The 22272-nt window shown below is 73.1% G+C and carries 23 protein-coding genes; 8 read left to right on the top strand and 15 right to left on the bottom strand.

The features are described 5' to 3' along the window. Window positions 1–40: 40 nt before the first annotated feature. A complete protein-coding gene (locus tag TBIS_RS03115; RefSeq protein WP_013130883.1) occupies window positions 41–1159 on the bottom strand; it encodes a GuaB3 family IMP dehydrogenase-related protein in 1119 nt (372 codons plus the stop codon). Window positions 1160–1217: 58 nt separating this feature from the next. Then, window positions 1218–2696: an IMP dehydrogenase gene (gene guaB / locus TBIS_RS03110; protein ID WP_013130882.1), complete on the bottom strand. Its 1479-nt coding sequence runs from the start codon at window positions 2694–2696 to the stop codon at window positions 1218–1220. A 1003-nt stretch (window positions 2697–3699) separates the two neighbouring features. Between guaB and TBIS_RS03105 the strand changes: the two genes are divergently transcribed. Continuing rightward, entirely contained in the window at window positions 3700–4077 is a 378-nt protein-coding gene (locus tag TBIS_RS03105) for a DUF5319 domain-containing protein (protein ID WP_013130881.1), read from the top strand. A gap of 201 nt (window positions 4078–4278) precedes the next feature. Here the strand turns inward: TBIS_RS03105 and TBIS_RS03100 are convergent, their stop codons facing one another. The 3 genes from TBIS_RS03100 to groES all read right to left on the bottom strand — a co-directional run bounded on the left by TBIS_RS03100 (window position 4279) and on the right by groES (window position 7130). Further along, a complete protein-coding gene (locus tag TBIS_RS03100) occupies window positions 4279–4905 on the bottom strand; it encodes a sigma-70 family RNA polymerase sigma factor (protein WP_013130880.1) in 627 nt (208 codons plus the stop codon). 216 nt (window positions 4906–5121) lie between these two features. After that, window positions 5122–6747: a chaperonin GroEL gene (gene groL, locus TBIS_RS03095; protein ID WP_013130879.1), complete on the bottom strand. Its 1626-nt coding sequence runs from the start codon at window positions 6745–6747 to the stop codon at window positions 5122–5124. 68 nt (window positions 6748–6815) lie between these two features. Beyond that, window positions 6816–7130, bottom strand: a complete 315-nt coding sequence (groES, locus tag TBIS_RS03090; RefSeq protein ID WP_013130878.1) for a co-chaperone GroES — start codon at window positions 7128–7130, stop codon at window positions 6816–6818. Window positions 7131–7453: 323 nt separating this feature from the next. Here groES and TBIS_RS03085 point away from each other — a divergent pair, with 323 nt between their 5' ends. The 3 genes from TBIS_RS03085 to TBIS_RS03080 all read left to right on the top strand — a co-directional run bounded on the left by TBIS_RS03085 (window position 7454) and on the right by TBIS_RS03080 (window position 9491). Continuing rightward, window positions 7454–8335, top strand: coding sequence for a class I SAM-dependent methyltransferase (locus TBIS_RS03085; RefSeq protein WP_242384303.1), 882 nt, complete (start codon window positions 7454–7456; stop codon window positions 8333–8335). A gap of 13 nt (window positions 8336–8348) precedes the next feature. Beyond that, entirely contained in the window at window positions 8349–8654 is a 306-nt protein-coding gene (locus TBIS_RS19680) for a THUMP-like domain-containing protein (RefSeq protein ID WP_242384302.1), read from the top strand. Between the two features lie 156 nt (window positions 8655–8810). After that, the gene (locus TBIS_RS03080; RefSeq protein WP_013130877.1) at window positions 8811–9491 is read left to right on the top strand and encodes a hypothetical protein; all 681 of its coding nucleotides are present in this window, start codon (window positions 8811–8813) and stop codon (window positions 9489–9491) included. 268 nt (window positions 9492–9759) lie between these two features. Here the strand turns inward: TBIS_RS03080 and tsaD are convergent, their stop codons facing one another. The 10 genes from tsaD to TBIS_RS03030 form a co-directional block, all read right to left on the bottom strand. Then, a complete protein-coding gene (tsaD, locus tag TBIS_RS03075; RefSeq protein WP_013130876.1) occupies window positions 9760–10797 on the bottom strand; it encodes a tRNA (adenosine(37)-N6)-threonylcarbamoyltransferase complex transferase subunit TsaD in 1038 nt (345 codons plus the stop codon). Beyond that, a complete protein-coding gene (gene rimI / locus TBIS_RS03070; protein ID WP_013130875.1) occupies window positions 10794–11291 on the bottom strand; it encodes a ribosomal protein S18-alanine N-acetyltransferase in 498 nt (165 codons plus the stop codon). The genes tsaD and rimI overlap by 4 nt, the downstream gene beginning before the upstream one ends. Beyond that, window positions 11288–12010 carry a tRNA (adenosine(37)-N6)-threonylcarbamoyltransferase complex dimerization subunit type 1 TsaB gene (gene tsaB / locus TBIS_RS03065; protein ID WP_013130874.1) on the bottom strand — a complete coding sequence of 241 codons (723 nt, stop codon included), beginning with the start codon at window positions 12008–12010 and terminating at the stop codon, window positions 11288–11290. The genes rimI and tsaB overlap by 4 nt, the downstream gene beginning before the upstream one ends. Before the next feature lie 39 nt (window positions 12011–12049). Beyond that, on the bottom strand, window positions 12050–12586 hold the full coding sequence (locus TBIS_RS03060) for a class F sortase (protein WP_013130873.1): 537 nt from the start codon (window positions 12584–12586) through the stop codon (window positions 12050–12052). A gap of 3 nt (window positions 12587–12589) precedes the next feature. Further along, on the bottom strand, window positions 12590–13237 hold the full coding sequence (locus tag TBIS_RS18020; protein ID WP_148231439.1) for a hypothetical protein: 648 nt from the start codon (window positions 13235–13237) through the stop codon (window positions 12590–12592). A gap of 317 nt (window positions 13238–13554) precedes the next feature. Further along, window positions 13555–14016: a tRNA (adenosine(37)-N6)-threonylcarbamoyltransferase complex ATPase subunit type 1 TsaE gene (tsaE, locus tag TBIS_RS03050; protein ID WP_013130871.1), complete on the bottom strand. Its 462-nt coding sequence runs from the start codon at window positions 14014–14016 to the stop codon at window positions 13555–13557. 2 nt (window positions 14017–14018) lie between these two features. Next, a complete protein-coding gene (locus TBIS_RS03045) occupies window positions 14019–15071 on the bottom strand; it encodes an alpha/beta fold hydrolase (RefSeq protein ID WP_013130870.1) in 1053 nt (350 codons plus the stop codon). Between the two features lie 26 nt (window positions 15072–15097). Further along, entirely contained in the window at window positions 15098–16243 is a 1146-nt protein-coding gene (gene alr, locus TBIS_RS03040; RefSeq protein ID WP_013130869.1) for an alanine racemase, read from the bottom strand. Between the two features lie 65 nt (window positions 16244–16308). Next, the gene (locus TBIS_RS03035; RefSeq protein ID WP_013130868.1) at window positions 16309–17802 is read right to left on the bottom strand and encodes a bifunctional ADP-dependent NAD(P)H-hydrate dehydratase/NAD(P)H-hydrate epimerase; all 1494 of its coding nucleotides are present in this window, start codon (window positions 17800–17802) and stop codon (window positions 16309–16311) included. Between the two features lie 36 nt (window positions 17803–17838). Further along, window positions 17839–18198, bottom strand: a complete 360-nt coding sequence (locus tag TBIS_RS03030) for a holo-ACP synthase (protein WP_013130867.1) — start codon at window positions 18196–18198, stop codon at window positions 17839–17841. 138 nt (window positions 18199–18336) lie between these two features. Here TBIS_RS03030 and coaA point away from each other — a divergent pair, with 138 nt between their 5' ends. The 4 genes from coaA to TBIS_RS03010 all read left to right on the top strand — a co-directional run bounded on the left by coaA (window position 18337) and on the right by TBIS_RS03010 (window position 22096). Beyond that, window positions 18337–19239, top strand: coding sequence for a type I pantothenate kinase (coaA, locus tag TBIS_RS03025; protein ID WP_050760418.1), 903 nt, complete (start codon window positions 18337–18339; stop codon window positions 19237–19239). Window positions 19240–19356: 117 nt separating this feature from the next. Continuing rightward, window positions 19357–20283 (top strand): ABC transporter ATP-binding protein, encoded by a 927-nt coding sequence (locus TBIS_RS03020; protein ID WP_013130865.1) that lies wholly within the window; start codon window positions 19357–19359, stop codon window positions 20281–20283. Beyond that, window positions 20283–21146, top strand: a complete 864-nt coding sequence (locus TBIS_RS03015; RefSeq protein ID WP_013130864.1) for a hypothetical protein — start codon at window positions 20283–20285, stop codon at window positions 21144–21146. The genes TBIS_RS03020 and TBIS_RS03015 overlap by 1 nt, the downstream gene beginning before the upstream one ends. After that, the gene (locus TBIS_RS03010; protein WP_013130863.1) at window positions 21143–22096 is read left to right on the top strand and encodes an ABC transporter ATP-binding protein; all 954 of its coding nucleotides are present in this window, start codon (window positions 21143–21145) and stop codon (window positions 22094–22096) included. The genes TBIS_RS03015 and TBIS_RS03010 overlap by 4 nt, the downstream gene beginning before the upstream one ends. Window positions 22097–22272: the final 176 nt, after the last annotated feature.

Here is a 22272-nt window from a genome sequence, read left to right as displayed (position 1 = left end):
GGCCGTACCGAACGCGCCGGCTGCGGCGGCGCGGGACGGGTTACGGTTGCGGCGGCGCGACGACCACCTCGACGCGCTGGAACTCCTTCAGGTCGGAGTAGCCGGCCGTGGCCATGGTGCGCCGCAGCGCGCCCATGAGGTTCATCGACCCGTCGGCGATCGTGGACGGCCCGTGCAGGATCTCCCGGAGCGTGCCGATCGTGCCGATCTTCACCCGCTTGCCGCGGGGCAGGTACGGGTGGTGCGCCTCCGAGCCCCAGTGGTACCCGCGGCCCGGGGCCTCGACCGCCCGGGCGAGCGGCGAGCCGACCATGACCGCGTCCGCGCCGCAGGCGATCGCCTTGGCGATGTCGCCGGACTTGCCCATGCCGCCGTCGGCGATGACGTGGACGTACCGGCCGCCCGACTCGTCGAGGTAGTCGCGGCGCGCCGCGGCGACGTCCGAGATCGCGGTCGCCATGGGCACGGCCACCCCGAGCACGTTCCGGGTGGTGTGCGAGGCGCCGCCGCCGAAGCCGACCAGCACCCCGGCCGCGCCGGTGCGCATCAGGTGCAGCGCGGCCTGGTACGTGGCGCAGCCGCCGACGATCACCGGCACGTCGAGCTCGTAGATGAACTGCTTGAGGTTGAGCGGCTCGGCCCGGCCCGAGACGTGCTCGGCGGAGACCGTGGTGCCGCGGATGACGAAGATGTCCACCCCGGCGTCGATCACCGCCTTGTAGTAGCGGATCGTCCGCTGCGGCGAGAGCCGTACCGCGGTCGTCACCCCTCCGGCGCGGATCTCCTCGATCCGCCGGCCGATCAGCTCCTCCTGGATCGGCGCCGAGTAGATCTCCTGCAGCCGCCGGGTCGCGGTCGCGTCATCGAGGCTCGCGATCTCCTCCAGCAGCGGCGTGGGGTCCTCGTACCGGGTCCACAGGCCCTCCAGGTCGAGCACGGCGAGCCCGCCGAGCCGGCCGATCTCGATCGCCGTCTGCGGGGAGACGACGCTGTCCATCGGGCTCGCCACCAGCGGGATGTCGAACCGGTAGGCGTCGATCTGCCAGGAGATCGAGACCTCCTCCGGGTCCCGGGTCCGCCGGGAGGGGACGATCCCGATCTCGTCCAGCGCGTACGCCCGGCGCCCGCTCTTGCCTCGGCCGATCTCCACGTGACTCATCTCGCCTTTCTTTCGTTGGGCGGTGGGCGCGCTCCGGTCGGTCGGTGCCGCGCGCCGCTCAGCGCCAGTAGTTCGGCGCCTCGACCATCATCTGGATGTCGTGCGGGTGGCTCTCCCGGAGACCGGCCGCCGTGATCGGCATGAGCTGCGCCTTCTCCTGCAGCTCGGCGATGGTCCGGCAACCGGTGTACCACATGCCCTGGCGGAGGCCGCCGACGAGCTGGTAGGCCACGGCCGCGACCGGGCCCCGGTACGGCACGTGCCCCTCGATGCCCTCGGGGATGAACGCGTCGTCCCCGCTCACCTGGTCCTGGGCGTACCGGTCCTTGCTGTAGGAGGTGCCGCCCCGCTCGCGGTTGCGCACCGCGCCGAGCGACCCCATGCCCCGGTACGACTTGTACTGCTTGCCGTTGATGTAGAGCAGCTCACCCGGGGACTCCTCGCACCCGGCGAGCAGCGAGCCGAGCATCACCGAGTCGGCGCCGGCCGCGATCGCCTTGGCGATGTCGCCCGAGTACTGCAGGCCGCCGTCGCCGATGACGGGGACGCCCGCCGCGTGGCACACCTGGGCCACCTCGTAGATCGCGGTGAGCTGGGGCGCGCCCACCCCGGCGACCACCCGGGTGGTGCAGATGGACCCCGGGCCCACGCCCACCTTGACCGCGTCGGCGCCGGCCTCGATCAGGGCCTGCGCCCCGGCCCGGGTGGCGACGTTGCCGCCGATCACGTCGACCCCGCCGAACGACTTGATCTTGGCGACCATGTCGAGCACGCCGCGCGAGTGGCCGTGGGCGGTGTCCACGACGATGACGTCGATCCCGGCCTCGATGAGGGTCTTGGCGCGCCGCTCGGCGTCCGGGCCCACGCCGACCGCGGCCCCGACCCGGAGCCGCCCGTTCTCGTCCTTGGTGGCGAGCGGGTACTGCTCGCTCTTGATGAAGTCCTTGACCGTGATGAGCCCGCGCAGCCTGCCCGCGTCGTCGACGATCGGGAGCTTCTCCACCTTGTTCTGCCGGAGCAGGCGGAACGCCTCCTCGCGGGAGACGCCGACCGGCGCGGTCACCAGCGGCATGGGGGTCATGACCTCGCGGACCGGCCGGCTCTGGTCGGTCTCGAACCGCATGTCGCGGTTGGTGACGATGCCGACGAGCACGCCGTTCTCGTCGGTCACCGGCACGCCGGAGATCCGGTAGGTGGCGCAGAGCCGCTCCACCTCGGCGAGCGTGGTGTCCGGAGTGCAGGTGACCGGGTCGGTGACCATCCCGGCCTCCGACCGCTTGACCTGGTCGACCTGGTGGGCCTGCTCCTCGATGGAGAGGTTCCGGTGGAGGATGCCGATCCCGCCCTGCCGGGCCATCGCGACGGCCATGCGCGCCTCGGTCACCGTGTCCATGGCGGCGGACACGAGCGGGATCCGCAGGGTGATGTTCCGCGAGAGCCGGGTGGTGGTGTCCGCCTCCCCGGGCAGCATGTCCGAATAGGCGGGGACGAGGAGCACGTCGTCGAACGTGAGCCCTGGTTCGGTGAACTTGGCCATCTCCTACCCTCCCTACCTGCCCTCGCGGGCTCCCGTGTGCTCCCCACGCCAGTTTAGTGGTGGCTTTCGGGGTGGAATGTGCCGACCTGTCAAGGGGGCACGGGAAAGAAAGTGGGGGACCGGGAACCGGTCCCCCACGGAGTGCGGCGTCATGCCGGCCACGCCATCGAGCCCCCCTCCGCGCCCGGATGGCGGACCGTCGGCTAACGCTGAGTCAAGAATGCGTCACGGAACGTCATAACGCAATACCCGTCCGTGAAGACGCGTGTTCCCGGCCGTGAGGGTCACCTCCCCGGCCACGGAAGGCCCGGGGAGGACGTCACCCCGTTCGCGCTCCGGGGCCGTCACCCCACTGCCCGGCCACGGAGGGCCGCTGGCCGCTTCCTCGGCCACGAAGCCCTGGCCGGAGATCGACGCGATCGGCGGCGCGGTGACCTCCCGCCATGAAGGCCGGGGTCATCGCCGGCGCGATCGGTGGCGTGACCGTCACCTCCCCGGCCCCGGAGGCCCGGGCGGTGGCCCCGGCCGCGGAAGGCAGGGGCGGCTCACGGATGCCCGGCCGTGGCCGCAGCCGCCTCGCCGGTCGCGAAAGCCTTCGGGCTCCCGGGCCGCGCCTCCGCTCGCCGGCGGACGGGATCGCCGCCCGGGCCGGGCTCGCGCACGCGGACCCGTCCGGAGGCCGCGCGTGCGCCTTGATCGCGCGTGCGTCTTTGATGGCGCACGCCGTCCCGGCACCGCATCGGCGGCCCTCCGGGCGGATCGGGACCCGGGAGAGCTCCAGGCCGGTCGCGGCACCGCCTCCGCCCCGGCGGTGAGGTCAGCGGCCCGCCGGCACCAACCGGCGAGCGGGGGAGGATGACGCCACCGGCCGGTCGCGCGTTGGGGTGATCGCGGCCGCGGCCCGGGACCCGGCCATGGGCGCCGGCATAGATCACGACGGCGCCGGGGAGCAGTTAACGGCACCTTCACCCGGTGGGCCTGCCGTAGGCATAAGGTGGAAGACGTGCTGGAAGACCTCCCCCGCGACCCGTTCGCGGACGACCCTGACGACCCTGCGGCCGAGCTCGGCATGCTGGACGAGCCCGAGCCGCTGACGCTCGCCGAGCGTGATGAGGCGCTTCAGGACCTCGCCGACATCGAAGTCTTCCGCTCGCTGCTGGAGCCGCAGGGTGTGCTCGGTCTCGCACTCGATTGCCCGGATTGCGGGGAAAAGCACTACTTCAACTGGGACCTGCTCCGGAGCAATCTCAAGCAGATGATCGACAACGGGCGGCCGCAGGTCCACGAGCCCGCCTTCCAGCCCGACCCGGCCGACTACGTGACCTGGGACTACGCCCGCGGCTACGTCGACGGCGTGATCGACGCCGAGGAGAGCCGCTGATCGCACGCCGAGGCCGCCCGCGGCCCGGCGATACGCCCGGGCAGGCGGCGGTCCGGCGGGCCATGATGCAGCGCGCCGGAGCGCGGGCAGCGAGCGTCCCACGAGGCGCCCCACGGGACACTGCCGGGTGCGGCGCGCATGCGGCCGGATGCGGCGCCCGATGAGCCCGACGGCCTGGGCGACGCGGCGGTGTTCGGCTTCCTACGAGACGCGGTCGAGCTCGGCGAGCTGGCGCAGCCGGGCGAGCGCCCGGTGCTGGGCCACCCGGACGGCGCCGGGCGACATGCCGAGGACGTTCCCGGTCTCCTCGGCCGACAGCCCGGAGACCACGCGGAGCAGGAGCAGTTCGCGCTGGGTGTCCGGCAGGGCGGCGAGCAGATCTCTGGCCTGCTGGGCCTCGCTGTGCCGTACCACGGTCTCCTCCGGCCCCGGCCCGTCGTCCGGCTCATCGGGTAAATCCAGGGTGGGCACGGCCGAGCGGACCGAATTGCGCAGTGCGTCGGCCACTTTGTGCGCGGCGATGCCGAGCACGAACGACGCGAACGAGCGCCCCATGTCGCGGTAGCGCGGCAGGGCCGAGAGCACCGCGATGCACACTTCCTGCGCCACATCGTCGACGATGTGGTGATGGCCGGAAACCCCATTGAGCCGGGCCCGGCAGTAACGCACCACCATCGGGCGGAGTTGTCCCAGCAGTGATTCGACGGCGGCGGGATCGCCCTGGGCGGCACGGCTGATGAGTGCCCTGAGGTCGGGCTCATCCGAACTCGTCGCAGGCCTTTCCCCGGTTACGGCGTCAGCGACGTTTGCCTCAGTCACATTAGGCATAATGCCCAGCGCGATCGTTGATGTCGCCATGCGGAACGGCTACGGATTGGTCACATTGATGCGTGATGACCAGACGTGATCATTCGATTGCCGTTTGATATCAGGATTTCTCCGGAGAAGAGCCGGAATCGGATGACTTTTCTCGTCGAATTCGGCGCATAAGAAAGTACGGCCCCCGCCCGGAGCGAGCGGGAGCCGTACTCACGACCGATGTGATCAGTGACCGTGGCCGTGACCGTGACCGTGGCCGTGACCCGCGGCCGGGGTCTCCTCCTCCGGCTTCTCCACGACCAGGGCCTCGGTGGTGAGCAGCATGCTCGCGATCGACGCGGCGTTCTGCACCGCCGAGCGGGTCACCTTGACCGGGTCGATCACGCCCTGGGAGATCAGGTCGCCGTACTCGCCGGTCGCGGCGTTGAGGCCCTCACCCGGCTTGAGCTCGGCGATCTTGGAGACCACCACGGAGCCCTCGAGGCCGGCGTTCTCCGCGATCCACCGGGCCGGCTCGACGAGCGCCCGGCGCACGATGGAGACACCGGTCGCCTCGTCGCCCGTGAGGCCGAGGTCGTCCAGCTCCTTCGACACGTGGACGAGCGTCGAGCCACCGCCGGCGACGATGCCCTCCTCGATCGCCGCGCGGGTCGCGGAGATCGCGTCCTCCAGGCGGTGCTTCTTCTCCTTGAGCTCCACCTCGGTGGCCGCACCGACCCGCAGCACGCAGACACCGCCGGCGAGCTTGGCGAGCCGCTCCTGCAGCTTCTCGCGGTCCCAGTCGGAGTCGGCCTGCTCGATGGCGAGGCGGATCTCGCGGATCCGGTCCTCGATCGCCTTCGGGTCACCGGCGCCGTCGACGATCGTGGTGCTGTCCTTGGTGACGACGACCCGGCGGGCGGTACCGAGCACCTCGAGGCCGACGTGCTCGAGCTTGAGGCCGACCTCCTCGCTCACCACCTGGCCGCCGGTGAGGATGGCCATGTCCTGGAGCATGGCCTTGCGGCGGTCGCCGAAGCCCGGCGCCTTGACCGCGACCGAGGTGAAGGTGCCGCGGATCTTGTTGGTGACCAGGACGGCGAGCGCCTCGCCCTCGACGTCCTCGGCGATGACCAGGAGCTGACGCTTGGCCTGGGCGACCTTCTCCAGGATCGGCAGGAAGTCGGCGATCGACGAGATCTTGCCCTGGTGGATCAGGATGTACGGGTTCTCGAGGACCGCCTCCATCCGCTCGGAGTCGGTCACCATGTAGCCCGAGATGTAGCCCTTGTCGAACTGGAGCCCCTCGGTGAACTCCAGCTCGAGGCCCATCGCGTTCGACTCCTCGACGGTGATCACACCGTCCTTGCCGACCTTGTCGAACGCCTCGGCGATCAGCTCACCGATCTTGGCGTCCTGAGCGGAGATCGTCGCGACGTTCGCGATCTCCTTCTTGTCCTCGACGTGGCGGGCGATCGCGAGCAGCTTGTCGCTCACGGCCTGAACGGCCTTGTCGATGCCCCGCTTCAGCGCCAGCGGGTTGGCGCCGGCGGCGACGTTGCGCAGGCCTTCGCGGACCATCGCCTGGGCGAGGACGGTCGCGGTGGTCGTCCCGTCACCGGCGACGTCGTTGGTCTTGGTCGCGACCTCCTTGGCCAGCTGGGCGCCAAGGTTCTCGTACGGCTGCTCCAGCTCCACCTCACGGGCGATGGTCACGCCGTCGTTGGTGATGGTGGGAGCGCCGAACTTCTTGTCGATGACCACGTTCCGGCCCCGCGGGCCGAGAGTCACCTTGACGGCGTCGGCGAGGGCGTTCACGCCACGCTCAAGAGCCCGCCGCGCGTTCTCGTCGAACTCCAGGATCTTAGGCATTCAAGTCTCCTCTGAGCGGCCAGAGCCCCGGGTCCTCGTCCCGGGGCTCCTCCAGGCTTCGCGCGGGCTTACTTCTCGATGATGGCGAGCACGTCGCGGGACGAGAGCACCAGGTACTCCTCGCCACCGAACTTCACCTCGGTCCCGCCGTACTTGCTGTAGAGGACGATGTCGCCCTCCTTGACGTCAAGCGGGATGCGCTTCTCGCCGTCCTCGTCCCAGTTACCCGGGCCGACCGCGAGTACCTTGCCCTCCTGCGGCTTCTCCTTGGCGGTGTCCGGGATCACCAGGCCGGAAGCGGTGGTCTGCTCGGCCTCAAGCGGCTGGACCACGATGCGGTCGCCAAGCGGCTTAATGGGAACCTTGGTGGCGGTCGTCGTCACGATCGGACCTCCCCTTCAGATTTGGATGATTCAGCTGAAGAGGCGACCAGCGGCCTGCCGTCGCGGGTGTCAGACCTGTCTCGTCGCATTGGCACTCTTAAGGGGAGAGTGCCAACACGAAACAGTATGCAAGTGTGCCGTGACAGTCAACACGAACCGCGCCGCAGGTCAGATGGCATGTGACCGGGATCACCGGGGCATCGCCGCGTCCGCGCGGCCCGGCACGGCGGTGCGTGCGGCGCCCGCGCCGGGGTGCCGAGGGGGACCGCACCGGGTCCCGCGGCGGGCGCGCCGCGGCCACCGGCCGGTAACGTCGTGAGGCCGTGGACCTTCGCACCTTCCGCGAACTGCTCGGGCCGGAGGGGCAGCGCGCCCTCGCCGAGGCGGAGCGGCTCCTCGCCGCGGGCACCGAGCCGGTGGCCGTGATCACCGCGCTGCGCCGTACCTGGTCCCCGGAGCTCACCTCGGCCGCGCTCACCCAGGCGGCGCTGCGCGACCGGGCCCGGGCCAAGTTCGGCGCCGACGCGGCGGTCATGTACTTCACCGCGGACGGCCTGGAGCAGGCCACCCGGCCCGAGGTCGCCGGGCACCGGGCGCGGCGGATCGCCGCGCTCTCCCCGGACCCGCCGGCGCTGCTCGATGTGTGCTGCGGCATCGGGGGCGACCTCATCGCGCTCGCCCGGGCCGGCCACCCGGTGGACGCGGTGGACAGCGACCCGCTCACCGTGGAGATCGCCCGCGCCAACGCGGCGGCGCTCGGCCTGCCCGCCCCGGTCGAGGTCCGGGTCGCCGACGCCGCCGAGGTCGATCCGTCCGGGTACGGCCTGCTCTTCGCCGACCCCGGCCGGCGCGGCGCGGGCGGGCGGACCTTCGACCCGATGGCCTACTCCCCCGCCTGGCCGGTCGTGCTCGACCTGGCCCACCGGGCGAAGGCCGCCTGCATCAAGGCCGCGCCGGGCATCCCAGCCGCGCCGGGCATCCCATACGAACATTCCGGAGGACGCCGAGGCCGAGTGGGTCTCGTACCGCGGCGAGGTGAAGGAGGCGGCGATCTGGATCGGGACGGGGGCGCGCGGCCGCCGGGCGACCCTGCTCCCGTCGGGCGCGACGCTCACCGCCACCGGCGCCCGGGCGGATGTCGGGCCGGTCGGCCGCTACCTGTACGAGCCCGACGGCGCCGCGATCCGCGCCCACCTGATCGGTGAGGTCGCCGAGCTGGTGGACGGTCACCTCATCGACCCGCGCATCGCCTACCTCACCGGCGACCGCGCCGTGCGCACGGAATGGGCGGCCGGATATGAGGTCACCGATGTGCTGCCGTTTTCGGTCAAGCGGCTCCGCGCCGTCCTGCGCGAAAGAGGAATAGGAACGGTCACCATGAAGAAGCGCGGCTCCGCGGTCGACGTGGAACGGCTGCGCAAGGAGCTCCGGCTCTCCGGGGACGGCTCGGCCGTCGTCGTGCTCACCCGGATCGGCGATCGGCCATATGTCCTGCTCTGTCGGCCGTTTGATCAGGACCGATAGGGGCTTTCCGGCAAACCATTTTGAATTACCACCTTTTCCACTCCGCCCGAAACCAGCAGCGCCGACGCCCTACAGTTGGCGCGGGGCAGTCGGTTCGCCCGTCCCACTCCGAGTACCTGATCGGACCCCACGCGTCGGCGAGTGAAGGAGCCTTCCGTGGATCACTCCAACCACAATCTCCTCCAGGCGGGCAGCCAGACCGCCATCTCCGACCGCATGCGCGAACTGCTGGCCAGGGCGGCGCAGGACCACGTCTACGAGCAGCGCACCCAGAGCGCCGTGCTCGAGGAGATCCGCCAGCGTGTGGAAGGCATGGAATGGCTGCTCCGCGAGCTACGCGAGGTCGCCGGGCTGGCCACGGCGGTCGAGCAGGTCACCGCCCGGCTCGATGAGCTCACCGCCAAGCCGCCGGCCTGGGCCGAGGCCCTGAGCCGGCAGCTCGACCCCCTCCGCGAGCAGATGGAGTCGGCGAGCGACCGGCTGCGCGACCTCACCGAGTCCGTGGCCGAGGTCAACCGGCGCCTCACCCAGGTGCAGGCGGGCATGGACGCGGCGGCCGGGCGGTTCACCCGCCTCGACCGGGCGGTCGCCGCGCTGACCGAGCGCCTCGACCGGCTGGAGGGCGCGCTCGGCGAACGGATCGAGGCCGCCTGCCAGCGGACCGGGGAGACCGTCACCGGCATGGTGGCCGGCACGGTCGCGGGCGCGGTCGCCGGCGCCGTGGACCCCGTCCACGGGGACGTGGCCCGGCGGCTCACCGGGCTCGAGGAGACGATGCTCGCCCTCGCCGAGGCGCTGCTCCGCCCGGGCCGGGCCGTCGCCGACCGGCACCCCTGACGCGCGCACCCGCCGCGGCCGGGCGCGGCCGGCGATCGACCGCCATCGGCCCCACCGAGCGGCACGCTTCCGCCCACGCCGGCCACGGCGATCGGACGGCGCCCTCTGGCACGCCGGCGGCCACCGGGCGGCTCTCTCTTAGGCACGCCTCCGCCGCCGAGGGCGGCCCCATGCCGGAACGCCACCGCCGTCAGGGAGCGGCGGCCGCGCCGCCCGCGACGCGGCCACCGGCCGCCACGGATCCGGAGCCCGCGGGCCGCCGGACCCGTCAGGCGTGCACCACGGTGATCGGCAGGGACGAATCCGCCGGCATGTCGAGCGAGGACGGCTCCACCCCGGCCGCGATGAGGTCGGCGCCGAGCGCGGCGACCATCGCGCCGTTGTCCGTGCACAGCCCGGGCCGCGGCACGCGCAGCCGCACGCCCGCGGCGGCGCACCGCTCCTCGGCCAGGGCCCGCAGCCGCGAGTTCGCCGCCACCCCGCCGCCGATCAGCAGGTCCTTCACCCCGTGCCGCTCGCAGGCCTGCACGGCCTTGCGGGTGAGCACGTCGACGACCGCCTCCTGGAACGAGGCCGCCACGTCGGCGACCGGGATCGATTCGCCGGCCGCCTGCCGCGCCTCGATCCACCTGGCCACCGCCGTCTTCAGCCCGGAGAACGAGAAGTCGAGGGTGCCGTCGTCGTACTTGCCCCTCGGGAAGCCGATCGCGGTGGCCGAGCCCTCGGCCGCGGTGCGGTCGATGTGCGGGCCGCCGGGGAACGGCAGGCCGAGCAGCCGGGCGACCTTGTCGAACGCCTCCCCGGCCGCGTCGTCCACGGTCGAGCCGAGCTCGATCACCTCGGTCGCCACGTCCGGCACGAGCAGCAGGGACGAGTGGCCGCCCGAGACGAGCAGCGCCACGCACGGCTTGGGCAGCGGGCCGTGCTCGAGCTGGTCGACGGCGACGTGGGCGGCGAGGTGGTTGACGCCGTAGAGCGGGACGCCGAGCCCCATCGCGTACGCCTTGGCCGCGGCCACGCCGACGAGCAGCGCGCCCGCGAGGCCCGGCCCGGCCGTGACCGCGACGGCGTCGATGTCCGACAGCCGCAGGTTCGCCTGGGCGAGGGCCCGCTCCACGGTCGGCCCGATCGCCTCCAGGTGGGCGCGCGAGGCGACCTCGGGCACCACGCCGCCGAACCGGGCGTGCTCGTCCACGCTCGAGGCGATCGCGTTGGCGAGCAGCGCACGGCCCCGCACGATGCCCACGCCCGTCTCGTCACAGGAGGTCTCGATCCCCAGGACGATCGGCTCGTCCGGTCTGCTCATGGCCACCGCCCCTCCCGTTCGTCCAGCCGCTTCACCATCGTGATCGCGTCGGTGCCGTCGTGGTAGTAGCGCCGCCGGAGGCCGATCCGCTCGAAGCCGAACCGCTCGTACATCGCCTGGGCGGGTGCGTTGTCCGCCCGCACCTCGAGGAAGACCGCGGTCGCGCCGCGCCGGGCCGCCTCGGCGAGCAGCGCCTCCAGCAGCGCGGCGCCGATGCCCCGGCGGCGGTATCGCTCGTCGACCGCGATCGTCTGGACGTCCGCCTGGTCTGCGGCGACGGCGAGGCCCGCGTACCCGACGATCCGCCCGTCGGCCTCGGCGACGAGGTAGTGGCGGGTGCGCGGCTGGTCGGCGAGCTCGCCGCGCATCATCCCCTCGGTCCACGCGTCGAACGGGAACGTGCTCCGCTCGATCTCCATGACGGCCGGCAGGTCGTCGACCGTCATCTGGCGCAGCACGGCGGGCATCAGGCCGCGCTCCGCTCCTCCGGTCATCGGGTCACCCTCTTCGGCGCGCCCGGCACCCGGGCGTCCGGGCGGCGCAGGTAGATGGGCCGGGCGGGTCCCAGCACGCCGAGCTCACCCGCCTGCTCCACCGAGTCGACCCGCCCTTCGGGCACCCGGGCGAGCCGCGCCACCTCCTCGGGGGTCAGCGTGGCGAGGTGCTCCGCGGCGAGTGCGGCGAGCGCCCCGGCCGACGGGTACTCCGGCCCGGTGATCCGCTCGGGGCCGATCGTCTCCGCGTAGAGCCGGCCGCCGGCGCCGACCACGGGCAGCTCGCCGGGGAGGGCGTGCGGCCGGTCCACGTACGGCCCGGCGACCCGGGTCCGGCGGTCGGCGTAGCGCGCCCAGAAGACCTCCTTGCGCCGGGCGTCGGTGGCGACGAGGAACGGTCCCGGCAGGTCGGCCGCGTAGGCGAGCGCGTCGAGCGTGCACACGCCAAGGGCCGGCACGCCGAGCGCCATGGCGAGCGCGGTGGCGGTCACCAGGCCGACCCGCAGCCCTGTGTACGGCCCGGGCCCGGCCCCGGCGACGACCACGGTGACGTCCCGGAACGTCACACCGGCCTTCCGCAGCACCTCCTCGATGGCGGGGGCGAGGAGCTCACCGTGCCGGCGGGCGTCGATCGTGGTCGACTCGGCCACCACGCCCCGGCCGTCGTGGAGCGCGGCGGTCACCGCGGGCGTGGCGGTGTCGAAGGCCAAGACAAGCACGAACGTCAGCGTAGCCGCTGCGCGGAACGCCGCTCGCCGTCAGCGGGCCGCGGACGCGTAGACGATCACGTTGTCCCGGTACTCGCGGCTGCGGCGGTCGAACACGCCGCCACAGGTGATCAGCCGGAGCCCGTCCCCGGTGTAGACCCGCTTCGCCGGGAAGCGCTCCTTGGGCACGCGTTCCACGGCGTCGACCCGGTACCGCGCCACCTTGCCGTCGCTGCGGACCACCTTCACCAGGTCGCCCTTGCGCAGCCGGTGCAGCCGGTAGAACACGGCCGGCTCGGTCTTGGTGTCGACGTGCCCGATGATCACCGAGGCGCCGGGATCACCCGGGACGGCGCTCCCGGTGAACCACCCGGCCGCCTCGGGCCGTTCGAACGGCGGCAGCTCGACCTCGCCGTCGCGGGTGAGCCCCAGCCGCATCAGGGGCGCGGAGAGGTCGAGCGCGGGGATCTCGAGGCGCTTCGGCACGACCGCCGGCCGGTCCGGCTCGGCCCCGCGTTCGCTCAGGGAGGCGAGCACCAGCCCGGTGACGACCCCGGCGGTGACCACCCACTTGAACGAGACCGCCACGGGTCAGGTCCCCGAGCGCCGTCTCGCCGCCAGGACGCCGACCGCCGCCGCGCCGAGCAGCACCGCCGCCGTGGTGACCACGCCCGGGCCGGAGCCCTCCGCCGGGCCGCCCGCGGCCGTGCCACCGCCGCCCGCCCGGGGGGCCTTGGTCGGGTACGTCGTGGCCGGGGCGGGGGTGGGGCGGAGGATGGTGAGCGTCGCGGTGCCGGTGTCGTTGGTCGCCTCGCAGCGCACCTCGACCCGGTACCGGCCGGGCTCGGCGTCGGCCTTGATGAGCGCGGTGCCGGTGAGCTCGGGCACCGCGGGCGTGGCGGTGGACGCGGGCGGGAGGAGCGAGACCAGGCCGGTGAACGCCTCGGAGCGCACGATCGCCCGGTACTCGGTGCCGCCGCTCGGGAGCGGGCAGCGGGCGGTGATCCGGACGCTCTTCGTCTCGCCGCCGGTGAGCCGGGACGGGCGCAGCTCGACGGGGACGTCCTGGCGCGCCGCGGTCTGCTCGGGCGAGGGCGTGGCGGGGGCTGCGGGAGTGGAGCCCGCCGTGTCCGCCGCCGCCGAGCACCCGAGCGGGGCGAGCAGCAGGGCTCCGGCCGCGGCGACTCGGGCGAGCTTGATCACTGGCCACCCCTCCTGGCCGGTCCGTCCACTGCGCATCAACGCCAATCTATGGCGATTGATCGTTTATGGACAGTGAGTTTTCCGGGACCGGGCGGCGCGGCTCTCCGCGACCGGCCCGTTGCCCGGGAGGAGCCGGGGCCTCCGGGTGAGGGCGGACGCGCGCTCCGGGGCCGGCCCGTTGCCCGGGAGGGAGTCGGGCGCGCGTGAGGGCGGGCACGCCGCCCCGGGATCGGCCCGTGCCGGGGAGGGAGGTGGGTGCGCCCGATCACCCCGGCGCCGGACCTGCCCGCGAAGCCGTACGGCTCGGCGCAGCGGCGGGGCATGAGCACCCTTGCGCCGGGACCCGCCCGGGATCAGCCGCCCGGGAGCGAGACCCCGGCCCACCGGGGACCGTGGGAGGAGAGCCGGATCACCCGTTCCTCGCCCTCCGGCCCGCGCTCGATGCGCACCTCCAGCCGGTCCTCGGCGAGCCCGTCGACGAGCCCTTCACCCCACTCGACCACGGTCACCGACTCCTCGAGCGAGGCGTCGAGGTCGAGGTCGTCGATCTCGGACACGTCGCCGATCCGGTAGGCGTCCACGTGCACCAGCGGCGGCCCGCCGCAGAGCGACGGATGGACCCGGGCGATCACGAAGGTGGGCGAGGTGATCGGCCCGCGGACCTTGAGCCCTTCACCGATGCCCTGCACCAGTGTGGTCTTGCCCGCCCCGAGCGGCCCGCTGAGCACGACCAGGTCGCCGGGGCGGAGCAGGGCGGCGAGCCGGGCGCCGACCGCCCGGGTCTCGTCGGCGGTCGCCGCCCGGAGTTCTGCCATGGTCACGACGTCCCCCTCTCCACGCGCTCGAGCAGCTCGCGCAGTGCCGCGTTGACCGCGTCCGGCCGTTCGAGCTGGGCGAGGTGCGAGGTGTCCGGGATGATGGTGAGCCGCGCGGTGGACACGGCCTCCGCGATCGCCTTGCTGTGGTCCGGCGGGGTGAGCCAGTCGCGGTCGCCCACGATGATCGAGGTGTGCACCTTGTTCAGCACGTCGAGCGAGGTCAGCTTGTCGTGCGACATCAGCGCCGGGTAGAAGTCGGCGATCACCTCCGACGGCGTGGCCCGGATCATCGACTCGACGAAGTCCACCACGGTCGGGCTCACGTTCTTCGGGTCGCCGAACGCGAGGTGGCGCAGGGCGAGGAAGGACAGGTCCGTTCCGGCCGCCCGGCCCCGGTCGACCAGGGCGCCGCTCACCCGCATGAGGGTGACGGCCGGCGGCAGGATCACGTGCACGAGCTTGGACAGCAGGGCGGGCAGGCCGAGCGTGACCTCGGCCAGCCTCCCCGCGGAGGTGGAGAGCAGCGCCACCCCGCGGATCTTGGCGCCGAACAGCTCCGGCCGCCGCTCGGCGAGCGCCATGATCGTCATCCCGCCCATGGAGTGCCCCACGAGCACGCACGGCCCGGGCACCAGCTCGTCCAGCACGGCGGCGAGGTCCTCGCCGAGCCGGTCGATCGAGCAGTCGCGGGACCGCGCCCGCTCGGACCGGCCGTGGCACCGCTGGTCCCACAGCACGAGCCGGTGGGTCTCCCGCAGCTCGCGCCGCTGGTAGTGCCAGGAGTCCATGGAGAGGCAGTAGCCGTGGCACAGCACGATGGTGAGCGGGGCGTCCTCGGCGCCGTCGACCTCGGCGTAGAGCCTCAGGCCGTCGGAGGCGGTCACCGTGACCGGGCGCCCGCGCAGCTCGCCGAACGGCTCGCTCGCCTCCAGGTCAGGCCGCAGCCGGATCCGGCCGACGGTGTACTTCTTCGCCAGGGTGGCCATGGCCGCCCCGGCGGAGGCGGCCCCGACGATCGCCCCGGCGAGTCCGACCCTGCGACGTGTGCTCATCCTCTGCTCTCCTCGCCAGCCGCGGCTCAGCGCCCTCCGATGTGGATGCGGGGCACGCGGCCGCCGATCTTCGTCACGATCTCATAGGTGATCGTGCCCAGTTGGTCCGCCCACTCCTGGCAGGTCGGCTCCCCGTGGTCCCCGGGCCCGAAGAGGATCACCTCGTCCCCCGGCTCTGCCGGGTCGTCACCGAGGTCGATGGCGAACTGGTCCATGCACACCCGGCCCGCGATCCGGCGCCGCCGGCCGGCCGCGAGCACCTCGAGACGGTTCGAGCCGGCGCGCATGATCCCGTCCGCGTAGCCGAGCGGGACGATGCCGAGCGTGGTCGCCCGCTCGGCGACGTAGGTGTGGCCGTAGGAGACGCCCGCCCCGGCGGCCACCCGCTTCACCGAGCTGAGCCGGGCGACGAGGGTCATCGCCGGGCGCAGCCCGAAATCGCCGTGCCGGGGCGCCGGGCTCAGGCCGTAGATCGCGATACCCGGGCGGACCATGTCGTACCGGGCGGCGGGCAGCGTCAGGGTCGCGGCCGAGTTGGCGATGTGCCGGATGACCCCGCTGGAGACGCCCGCCTTGTCGGCGATGCGGAGCGCCTGGTCGAAGACGGCGAGCTGGCGCTCGTTCACCGGGTTCTCGGGGGTGTCCGCGCACGCCAGGTGCGACCAGATCCCGGTGATCTCGATCGACCCCTCGGCCTGGACGGCGAGCGCGTGCTGGAGCAGGGCCGGCCAGTCGTCGAGCGTGGCCCCGGCCCGGGACATGCCGGTGTCCACCTTGAGGTGGACCTTCGCGGTCCGCCCGGTCCGGCGGGCCGCGGCGGCGATCTCGTCGATCGCCCAGAGCGCGCCCGCGGAGAGCTCGATGTCCCGCCGCAGGGCCTCGTCCGGCCGCTCGCCCGGAGTGAAGATCCAGGCCAGGATCGGGGCGGTGATCCCGGCGTCCCGCAGCGCGATCGCCTCGGTGACCAGGGCGGTGCCGATCCGTGCCGCACCCGCCGCCACGCACGTCCGGGCGACCGGCACGGCGCCGTGGCCGTAACCGTCGGCCTTGACCACCGCCATCAGCTCGGCCCCGCCGGCATGTTCCGCCAGCAGGGACACGTTGTGCCGCACGGCGGCGAGATCAACGCGCGCCTGCGCATGCGTCACCGGAGGCACCGTCAAGACGTCCATCCAACCAGTGTGTCAGTTGCCGCGCATGACCGGCGCCATCCGTATGCCCGGATCGGCGCAGGTGTTTACAGGGTACGGATCGCCTCGGGCAGCGCCTCGGCCACATCGAGCGCGGCGATCGGGCCTTCGGCGCCGGCCTCGGCACCGCCGTGGACGGCGAGCAGCGCGGCGCGGCCGTGGAGGTAGGCCCCGCAGGAGGCGGCCTCGTACCCGGGCAGACCGGCGGAGAGCAGCGCCCCGATGATCCCGGAGAGCACGTCGCCGGTGCCGCCGGTGGCGAGCCACGGCGTGCCGGTGGTGTTCACCCGGACCGGCCGGTCCTCCTCGGCCACCAGCGTGGTCATCCCCTTGAGCAGCACGGTGACCCCGAGCTCGGCCGCGGCCCGCCGGGCGTGCTCCAGCTTCCGGGCCTCGATCCGGTCGCGCGGCACGCCCAGCAGGCGGGAGAGCTCCCCGGCGTGCGGTGTGATCACGGTCGGGGCGGACCGGCGGAGCAGGGAGGGGTCCCGCGCGGCGAGCGTCACGCCGTCGGCGTCCACGATCACCGGCTCGTCGGTGGCGAGCACGGCCCGGGCGAGGGCGTGCGCCCGCTCGTCCGTCCCCATGCCGGGCCCGAGCACCCACGCCTGGACGCGCCCGATCTTCCCGACCGGGTCCGGCTCCGTGCCGTCGAGAACGGTCGTCACCGCCTCGGGCCACCGGGTGCGGACGTACCGGACCGGCTCGGCCGTGCTCGCGAAGCGGACCATGCCCACCCCGGCGCGGAGCGCCCCGGCCACGCAGAGCACGGCGGCCCCGGTGAAGCGGTCGCTCCCCGCCACGATCCCGACCACGCCCCGCCGGTACTTGTCGGTCTCCTCGATCGGCCGGGGCAGCAGGTCGGCGACGTCCGGGCCGGTGAGCGCGACCACGTCCGGATCGGGCAGGTACGGCCCGAGCCCGATGTCGACCAGCTCCACCCGCCCGGCGTGGGAGGCCCCCGGGTCGATCAGCAGGCCGTTCTTGTACGCGCCGAAGGTGACGGTCACGTGCGCGCGCACCGCCGGCCCGTCCACCCGCCCGCTGCTGGCGTCCACCCCGCTCGGCACGTCCACCGCGACGACGCGGTGGGCGTCGGCGCAGAGCCGGGCGAGCGTCGCGTACGGCTCGCGCAGCGCCCCGGCGCCGCCGATGCCGACCAGGCCGTCGACGACGAGGTCGGCCTCGATGATCAGATCGCGCGCCAGCGCCTCCTCGTACGCCACCACCCGGCCGCCGGCCCCGAGCAGCGCGGCCCGGCCGCCGGGGTGTGCGCGGGATCCGGCGAGCACGGCCACCACCCGGGCGCCCCGCCGGGCGAGCCGGGCCCCGGCGTACAGGGCGTCCCCGCCGTTGTCCCCGCTGCCGATGAGCAGCGTGACGCGGGAGCCGTAGACCTTGCCGGCCGAGGCGGTGAGCATCCCGGCGCAGACCGAGGCGAGCCCCGCGGCCGCCCGCGCCATGAGCGTGCCCTCGGGCAGCCGCGCCATCAGCGCCGCTTCCGCGGCCCGGATCTGGTCGGAGGTGTACGCGGTCCGCATGGGTCCGACGGTAGCCGCCCGGGGCCGCGAAATCGATCACCTTTCGGCCGACTCGGCGATCACGTAGGCGATCGCCAGCCCGCCGTCGTGGGCGAGGGACAGGTGCCACCGGTCCACCCCGAGCTCGCGCGCCACCTCGGCGGCCCGGCCGGTGACCCGGAGGACGGGCCTGCCGTGGGCGCCCGTGACGACCTCGGCGTCGCGGTGGCGCAGCCCGGGCGGCGCGCCGAGCGCCTTGGCCACCGCCTCCTTGGCGGCGAACCGGGCGGCGAGCGACTCCACCGGCAGGTCGGCCTCGGCTTCGGTGAACAGCCGGCGGCGCAGCCCGGGGGTCCGCTCGAGCGACCGCCGGAGCCGTGCCACGTCGACCAGGTCGACGCCGATGCCGATGATCACACCAGGGAGCTTAGTGTTCCCGCTCCGGCGGCCGGGTAATCCATCGATTTTCATCCACAGGCTGTGCACGGCGACCCCGCCCGGGGCCACCGGATCGTGGTGAGTACGCTGGCCGATGTGGCGCAAGGCGACGCATATGTGGAACTCGACCGCGAACAGTGGCGGCGGCTGCGCAAGAACACGCCGCTGACCCTGACCGAGGAGGAGCTCGAGGAGCTCCGCGGCGTCGAGGACCCGATCGACCTCACCGAGGTCACCGACATCTACCTTCCGCTCACCCGGCTGCTCAACCTCCACTTCACCGGCTCCCGGCAACGGAACGCCGCGGTCGGCGCCTTCCTCGGGGAGAAGGCCCAGCCCGTGCCGTACGTGCTCGGCATCGCCGGGAGCGTGGCGGTGGGCAAGTCGACCACGGCGCGCCTGCTGCACACGCTGCTCGCGCGCTGGCCGGAGCACCCGCGGGTGGAGCTGGTCACCACGGACAGCTTCCTCTACCCGAACAAGGTGCTCGAAGAGCGCGGGCTCATGCACCGGAAGGGGTTCCCGGAGAGCTACGACCGGCGGGCGCTGGTCCGCTTCGTGGCGAACGTGAAGGCGGGCGTCCCCTACATGGAGGTCCCGGTCTACAGCCACCTGGAGTACGACATCGTGCCGGGGGCCGTGCAGGTGGTGCGCCGGCCGGACATCCTCATCATCGAGGGCCTCAACGTGCTCCAGCCCGCGGGGCCGACCACGCTCGCGGTCTGCGACTTCTTCGACTTCTCGATCTATGTGGACGCCCGGGTGGAGGACATCCGCCGCTGGTACATCGAGCGGTTCCACAAGCTCCGCCGCACCGCGTTCTCCGACCCGAAGTCGTACTTCCGGCACATCGCCGACCTCTCCTACGAGGAGGCGACGAAGTTCGCCGAGAAGGTCTGGCGGGAGATCAACGAGCGCAACCTCATCGAGAACATCGCCCCCACCCGCGCCCGCGCCGACCTGGTGCTGATGAAGGGGCCCGACCACACCGTCCGGCGGGTACGGCTCCGCCGTACCTGAGCCTCCGGGGCATGCCCGGGTCATACCAGGGTCGAATCCGGGCATCCCCTGGTCCGACCCCGACCTCCTGCCGGTGGAGGAGACCGCGCCGGGTTACGGGCCGGTAGGGTGCGGCTCATGGCACGCAGCGAGCCCCCGATCTTCGAGACCGACGGGCTGACCAAGCGCTACCCCAAGGTCACCGCCCTGTCCGGCCTCACCGTCTCGGCTCCCCCCGGAGTGGTCGGCCTCGTCGGGGCGAACGGGGCCGGGAAGTCCACGCTCATCAAGATCCTTCTCGGCCTGGTCCGCCCGACCTCCGGCCGGGCGAGTGTGCTCGGCATGGACACGGCTACCCAGGGCCCGCGGATCCGGCAGGTGGTGGGCTACATGCCCGAGCACGACTGCCTGCCGCCGGACGTGTCGGCCACGGAGTTCGTCGTGCACATGGCCCGCATGTCCGGCCTGCCGTACGCGGCGGCCCGGGAGCGCGCCGCCGACACCCTCCGGCACGTCGGGCTGCACGAGGAGCGGTACCGGGCCATCGGGGAGTACTCCACCGGCATGCGCCAGCGGGTGAAGCTCGCCCAGGCGCTGGTGCACGACCCCCGGCTGGTCTTCCTCGACGAGCCCACCAACGGCCTCGACCCCCGGGGCCGCGACGAGATGCTCACGCTGATCCGGCGGATCGGCTCCGAGTTCGGCATCAGCGTGCTCGTCACCTCGCACCTGCTCGGGGAACTGGAGCGGATCTGCGACCACGTGATCGTCATCGACGGCGGGCGGCTGCTGCGCTCCTCGGCGCTCCGCGACTTCACCCAGGCGACCAGCGTGGTCGCGGTCGAGGTGGAGGAAGGGGCGCAGGCCCTCGCCGCGCGGCTCGCCGAGGCCGGGGAGGCGGTCACCGTGGACGGCCGGGTCCTCGCCGTCCAGGTCTCCGCGGACGATCCGGGGCGGACCTTCGACGCGGTCCGGGACGCGGTCTGCGACCTCGACCTGCGGCTGATCCGGCTGGAGCAGCGGCGCGGCCGCATCGAGGACATCTTCACGAAGGAGGTGGCGTGATGTCCGAGCCGGCCGCCGTCATCCACGACCTCGGCTACCGGCGCTACGAGGGCGCCCGGCTGAGCACGACGGCCTCCCTGGTCGTCCTCGGCGTGCACAGCCTCCGTGGCGCCTTCGGCCTCGGCCGCACCGCACGCGCGAAGATCGTCCCCTGGTCGCTCTTCGGGATCATGGTGCTGCCCGCCGCGGCGATCATGGCGTTCACCATCCAGTTCCAGGAGCGGATGGTCCCCTTCTCCCAATACACGGTGGTGCTGCAGACGGTCGCGGCGATCTTCCTCGCGGCGCAGGCGCCGTACCTCGTCGCCCCGGACCTGCGGTACCGGATCCTGCCGCTCTACCTGTCCCGCCCGCTCACCGTCCCCGGGTACGTGGCGGCCAAGGTCGCGGCGCTCACCGCCGCGATGTTCCTGCTCTTCGCCGCGCCCATCACCCTGCTCTTCCTCGGTGAGGCGCTCGCGGACCTCCCCGGCAGACCGCAGGTCGGCGAGTACCTCGGCGCGCTCGCCGGCGCGCTGGTCTTCGCGGTGGTCCTCGCCTCGATCGGGCTGGCGCTCGCCTCGGTGACCCCGCGCCGCGGGCTCGGCGTCGCCACCGTGATCGGCTTCTACCTCTTCACCGCCGGCGCCTCCGGCGTGGCCTCCGGGCTGCTGCGCGAGATCGGTGAGCGCACCGCGGCCGAGTGGGTGTCGATGGCCAACCCGTTCTTCCTCGTCGACGCCGTCCAGGTGACCCTGTTCGGCGCGGACCCGGTGGGAAGCGGCTACCCGGCCGGGCCGTGGGCCGCGCTGATCACGATCGCCGTGGTCGCCGTCGCCTGGGCCGCCCTCGTCCTGCGTTACCGGAAGGTGGTCTCCTCATGACCGTGACCACGCCCCCGGCCACCGTGACCGGCCAGAACGTCATCCAGCTCACCAACGTCTCCCGCTGGTACGGCAACGTGGTGGCGGTCAACGACGTCACCATGACGATCGGGCCCGGGGTCACCGGGCTGCTCGGCCCCAACGGCGCCGGCAAGTCCACGCTGGTCCACATGATGGCGGGCTTCCTCGCCCCGTCGACCGGCACGGTCACCCTGGGCGGGGAGCCCATCTGGCGCAACCACGAGGTCTACCGGCGGATCGGGCTGGTCCAGGAGAAGGAGGCGGTCTACGGCTTCCTCACCGGCTGGGAGTTCGTGCTCTCCGCCGCCCGGCTGCACCGCCTGCCCGACCCGGCCGGGGCCGCCCACCGGGCCATCGAGCTCGTCGAGATGACCGGCGCGGCGGACCGCCGGATCGAGACGTACTCCAAGGGCATGCGGCAGCGGATCAAGGTGGCGGCCGCGCTCGTCCACGACCCGCAGGTGCTCCTCCTCGACGAGCCGTTCAACGGCATGGACCCCCGCCAGCGGCTCCACCTGATGGAGCTCATCCGCCGCATGGGCGAGGAGGGCCGGACCGTCCTGTTCAGCTCGCACATCCTCGAGGAGGTCGAGCGGGTCGCCCAGCAGATCGAGGTGGTCGTCGCCGGGCGGCACGCCGCCTCCGGCGACCACCGGGAGATCCGCCGGCGGATGACCGACCGGCCGCACCTCTTCCGCGTCCGGTCCAGCGACGACCGGCTGCTCGCGGCCGCGCTCATCCGGGACGCGTCCTCGACCGCGGTCTCCGTGACCGCCGACGGCCTCGAGGTGCAGACGGCCGACTTCTCCCGGTTCACCGCGCTGCTGCCCAAGGTCGCCCGCGACCTCGGCGTACGGCTGTGGCAGGTCTCCCCCGCCGACGAGGACCTGGAGAGCGTCTTCGCCTATCTGACCTCGGGGAGCTCTTGATGAGCCCTCGCCGGGGAGAGCTTCCGCTCAGCCGTCCCCTCGGACGGGACCCGATGAGCCGCCCGCCGGGAGCCGGCCCGCTGAGCCCTCGCGGGAGTGAGCTCCCGCTCAGCCGTCACCTCGGGCGGCTCCCCATGGGCGGGCAGCCGGGGGCGGGGTCGTGCGGCCCGGCGTCC

This window comes from Thermobispora bispora DSM 43833 (genome assembly GCF_000092645.1).
In the GTDB taxonomy this organism is placed as follows: Bacteria; Actinomycetota; Actinomycetes; order Streptosporangiales; family Streptosporangiaceae; genus Thermobispora; species Thermobispora bispora.
This window is presented reverse-complemented; position numbering and strand designations above follow the sequence as displayed.

What these genes read in the sequence shown, in the direction of transcription:
- groL (WP_013130879.1), bottom strand. Translation starts at nt 6,747, where the DNA reads ATGCCTAAGATCCTGGAGTTCGACGAGAACGCGCGGCGGGCTCTTGAG.
- tsaD (WP_013130876.1), bottom strand. Translation starts at nt 10,797, where the DNA reads ATGAGCAGACCGGACGAGCCGATCGTCCTGGGGATCGAGACCTCCTGT.
- tsaE (WP_013130871.1), bottom strand. Translation starts at nt 14,016, where the DNA reads ATGGCAGAACTCCGGGCGGCGACCGCCGACGAGACCCGGGCGGTCGGC.
- rimI (WP_013130875.1), bottom strand. Translation starts at nt 11,291, where the DNA reads ATGACCGGAGGAGCGGAGCGCGGCCTGATGCCCGCCGTGCTGCGCCAG.
- TBIS_RS03100 (WP_013130880.1), bottom strand. Translation starts at nt 4,905, where the DNA reads ATGCCTAATGTGACTGAGGCAAACGTCGCTGACGCCGTAACCGGGGAA.
- alr (WP_013130869.1), bottom strand. Translation starts at nt 16,243, where the DNA reads ATGGACGTCTTGACGGTGCCTCCGGTGACGCATGCGCAGGCGCGCGTT.
- TBIS_RS03020 (WP_013130865.1), top strand. Translation starts at nt 19,357, where the DNA reads ATGGCACGCAGCGAGCCCCCGATCTTCGAGACCGACGGGCTGACCAAG.
- guaB (WP_013130882.1), bottom strand. Translation starts at nt 2,696, where the DNA reads ATGGCCAAGTTCACCGAACCAGGGCTCACGTTCGACGACGTGCTCCTC.
- TBIS_RS03045 (WP_013130870.1), bottom strand. Translation starts at nt 15,071, where the DNA reads ATGAGCACACGTCGCAGGGTCGGACTCGCCGGGGCGATCGTCGGGGCC.
- TBIS_RS18020 (WP_148231439.1), bottom strand. Translation starts at nt 13,237, where the DNA reads ATGCGCAGTGGACGGACCGGCCAGGAGGGGTGGCCAGTGATCAAGCTC.
- TBIS_RS03115 (WP_013130883.1), bottom strand. Translation starts at nt 1,159, where the DNA reads ATGAGTCACGTGGAGATCGGCCGAGGCAAGAGCGGGCGCCGGGCGTAC.
- TBIS_RS03010 (WP_013130863.1), top strand. Translation starts at nt 21,143, where the DNA reads ATGACCGTGACCACGCCCCCGGCCACCGTGACCGGCCAGAACGTCATC.
- TBIS_RS03035 (WP_013130868.1), bottom strand. Translation starts at nt 17,802, where the DNA reads ATGCGGACCGCGTACACCTCCGACCAGATCCGGGCCGCGGAAGCGGCG.
- TBIS_RS03015 (WP_013130864.1), top strand. Translation starts at nt 20,283, where the DNA reads ATGTCCGAGCCGGCCGCCGTCATCCACGACCTCGGCTACCGGCGCTAC.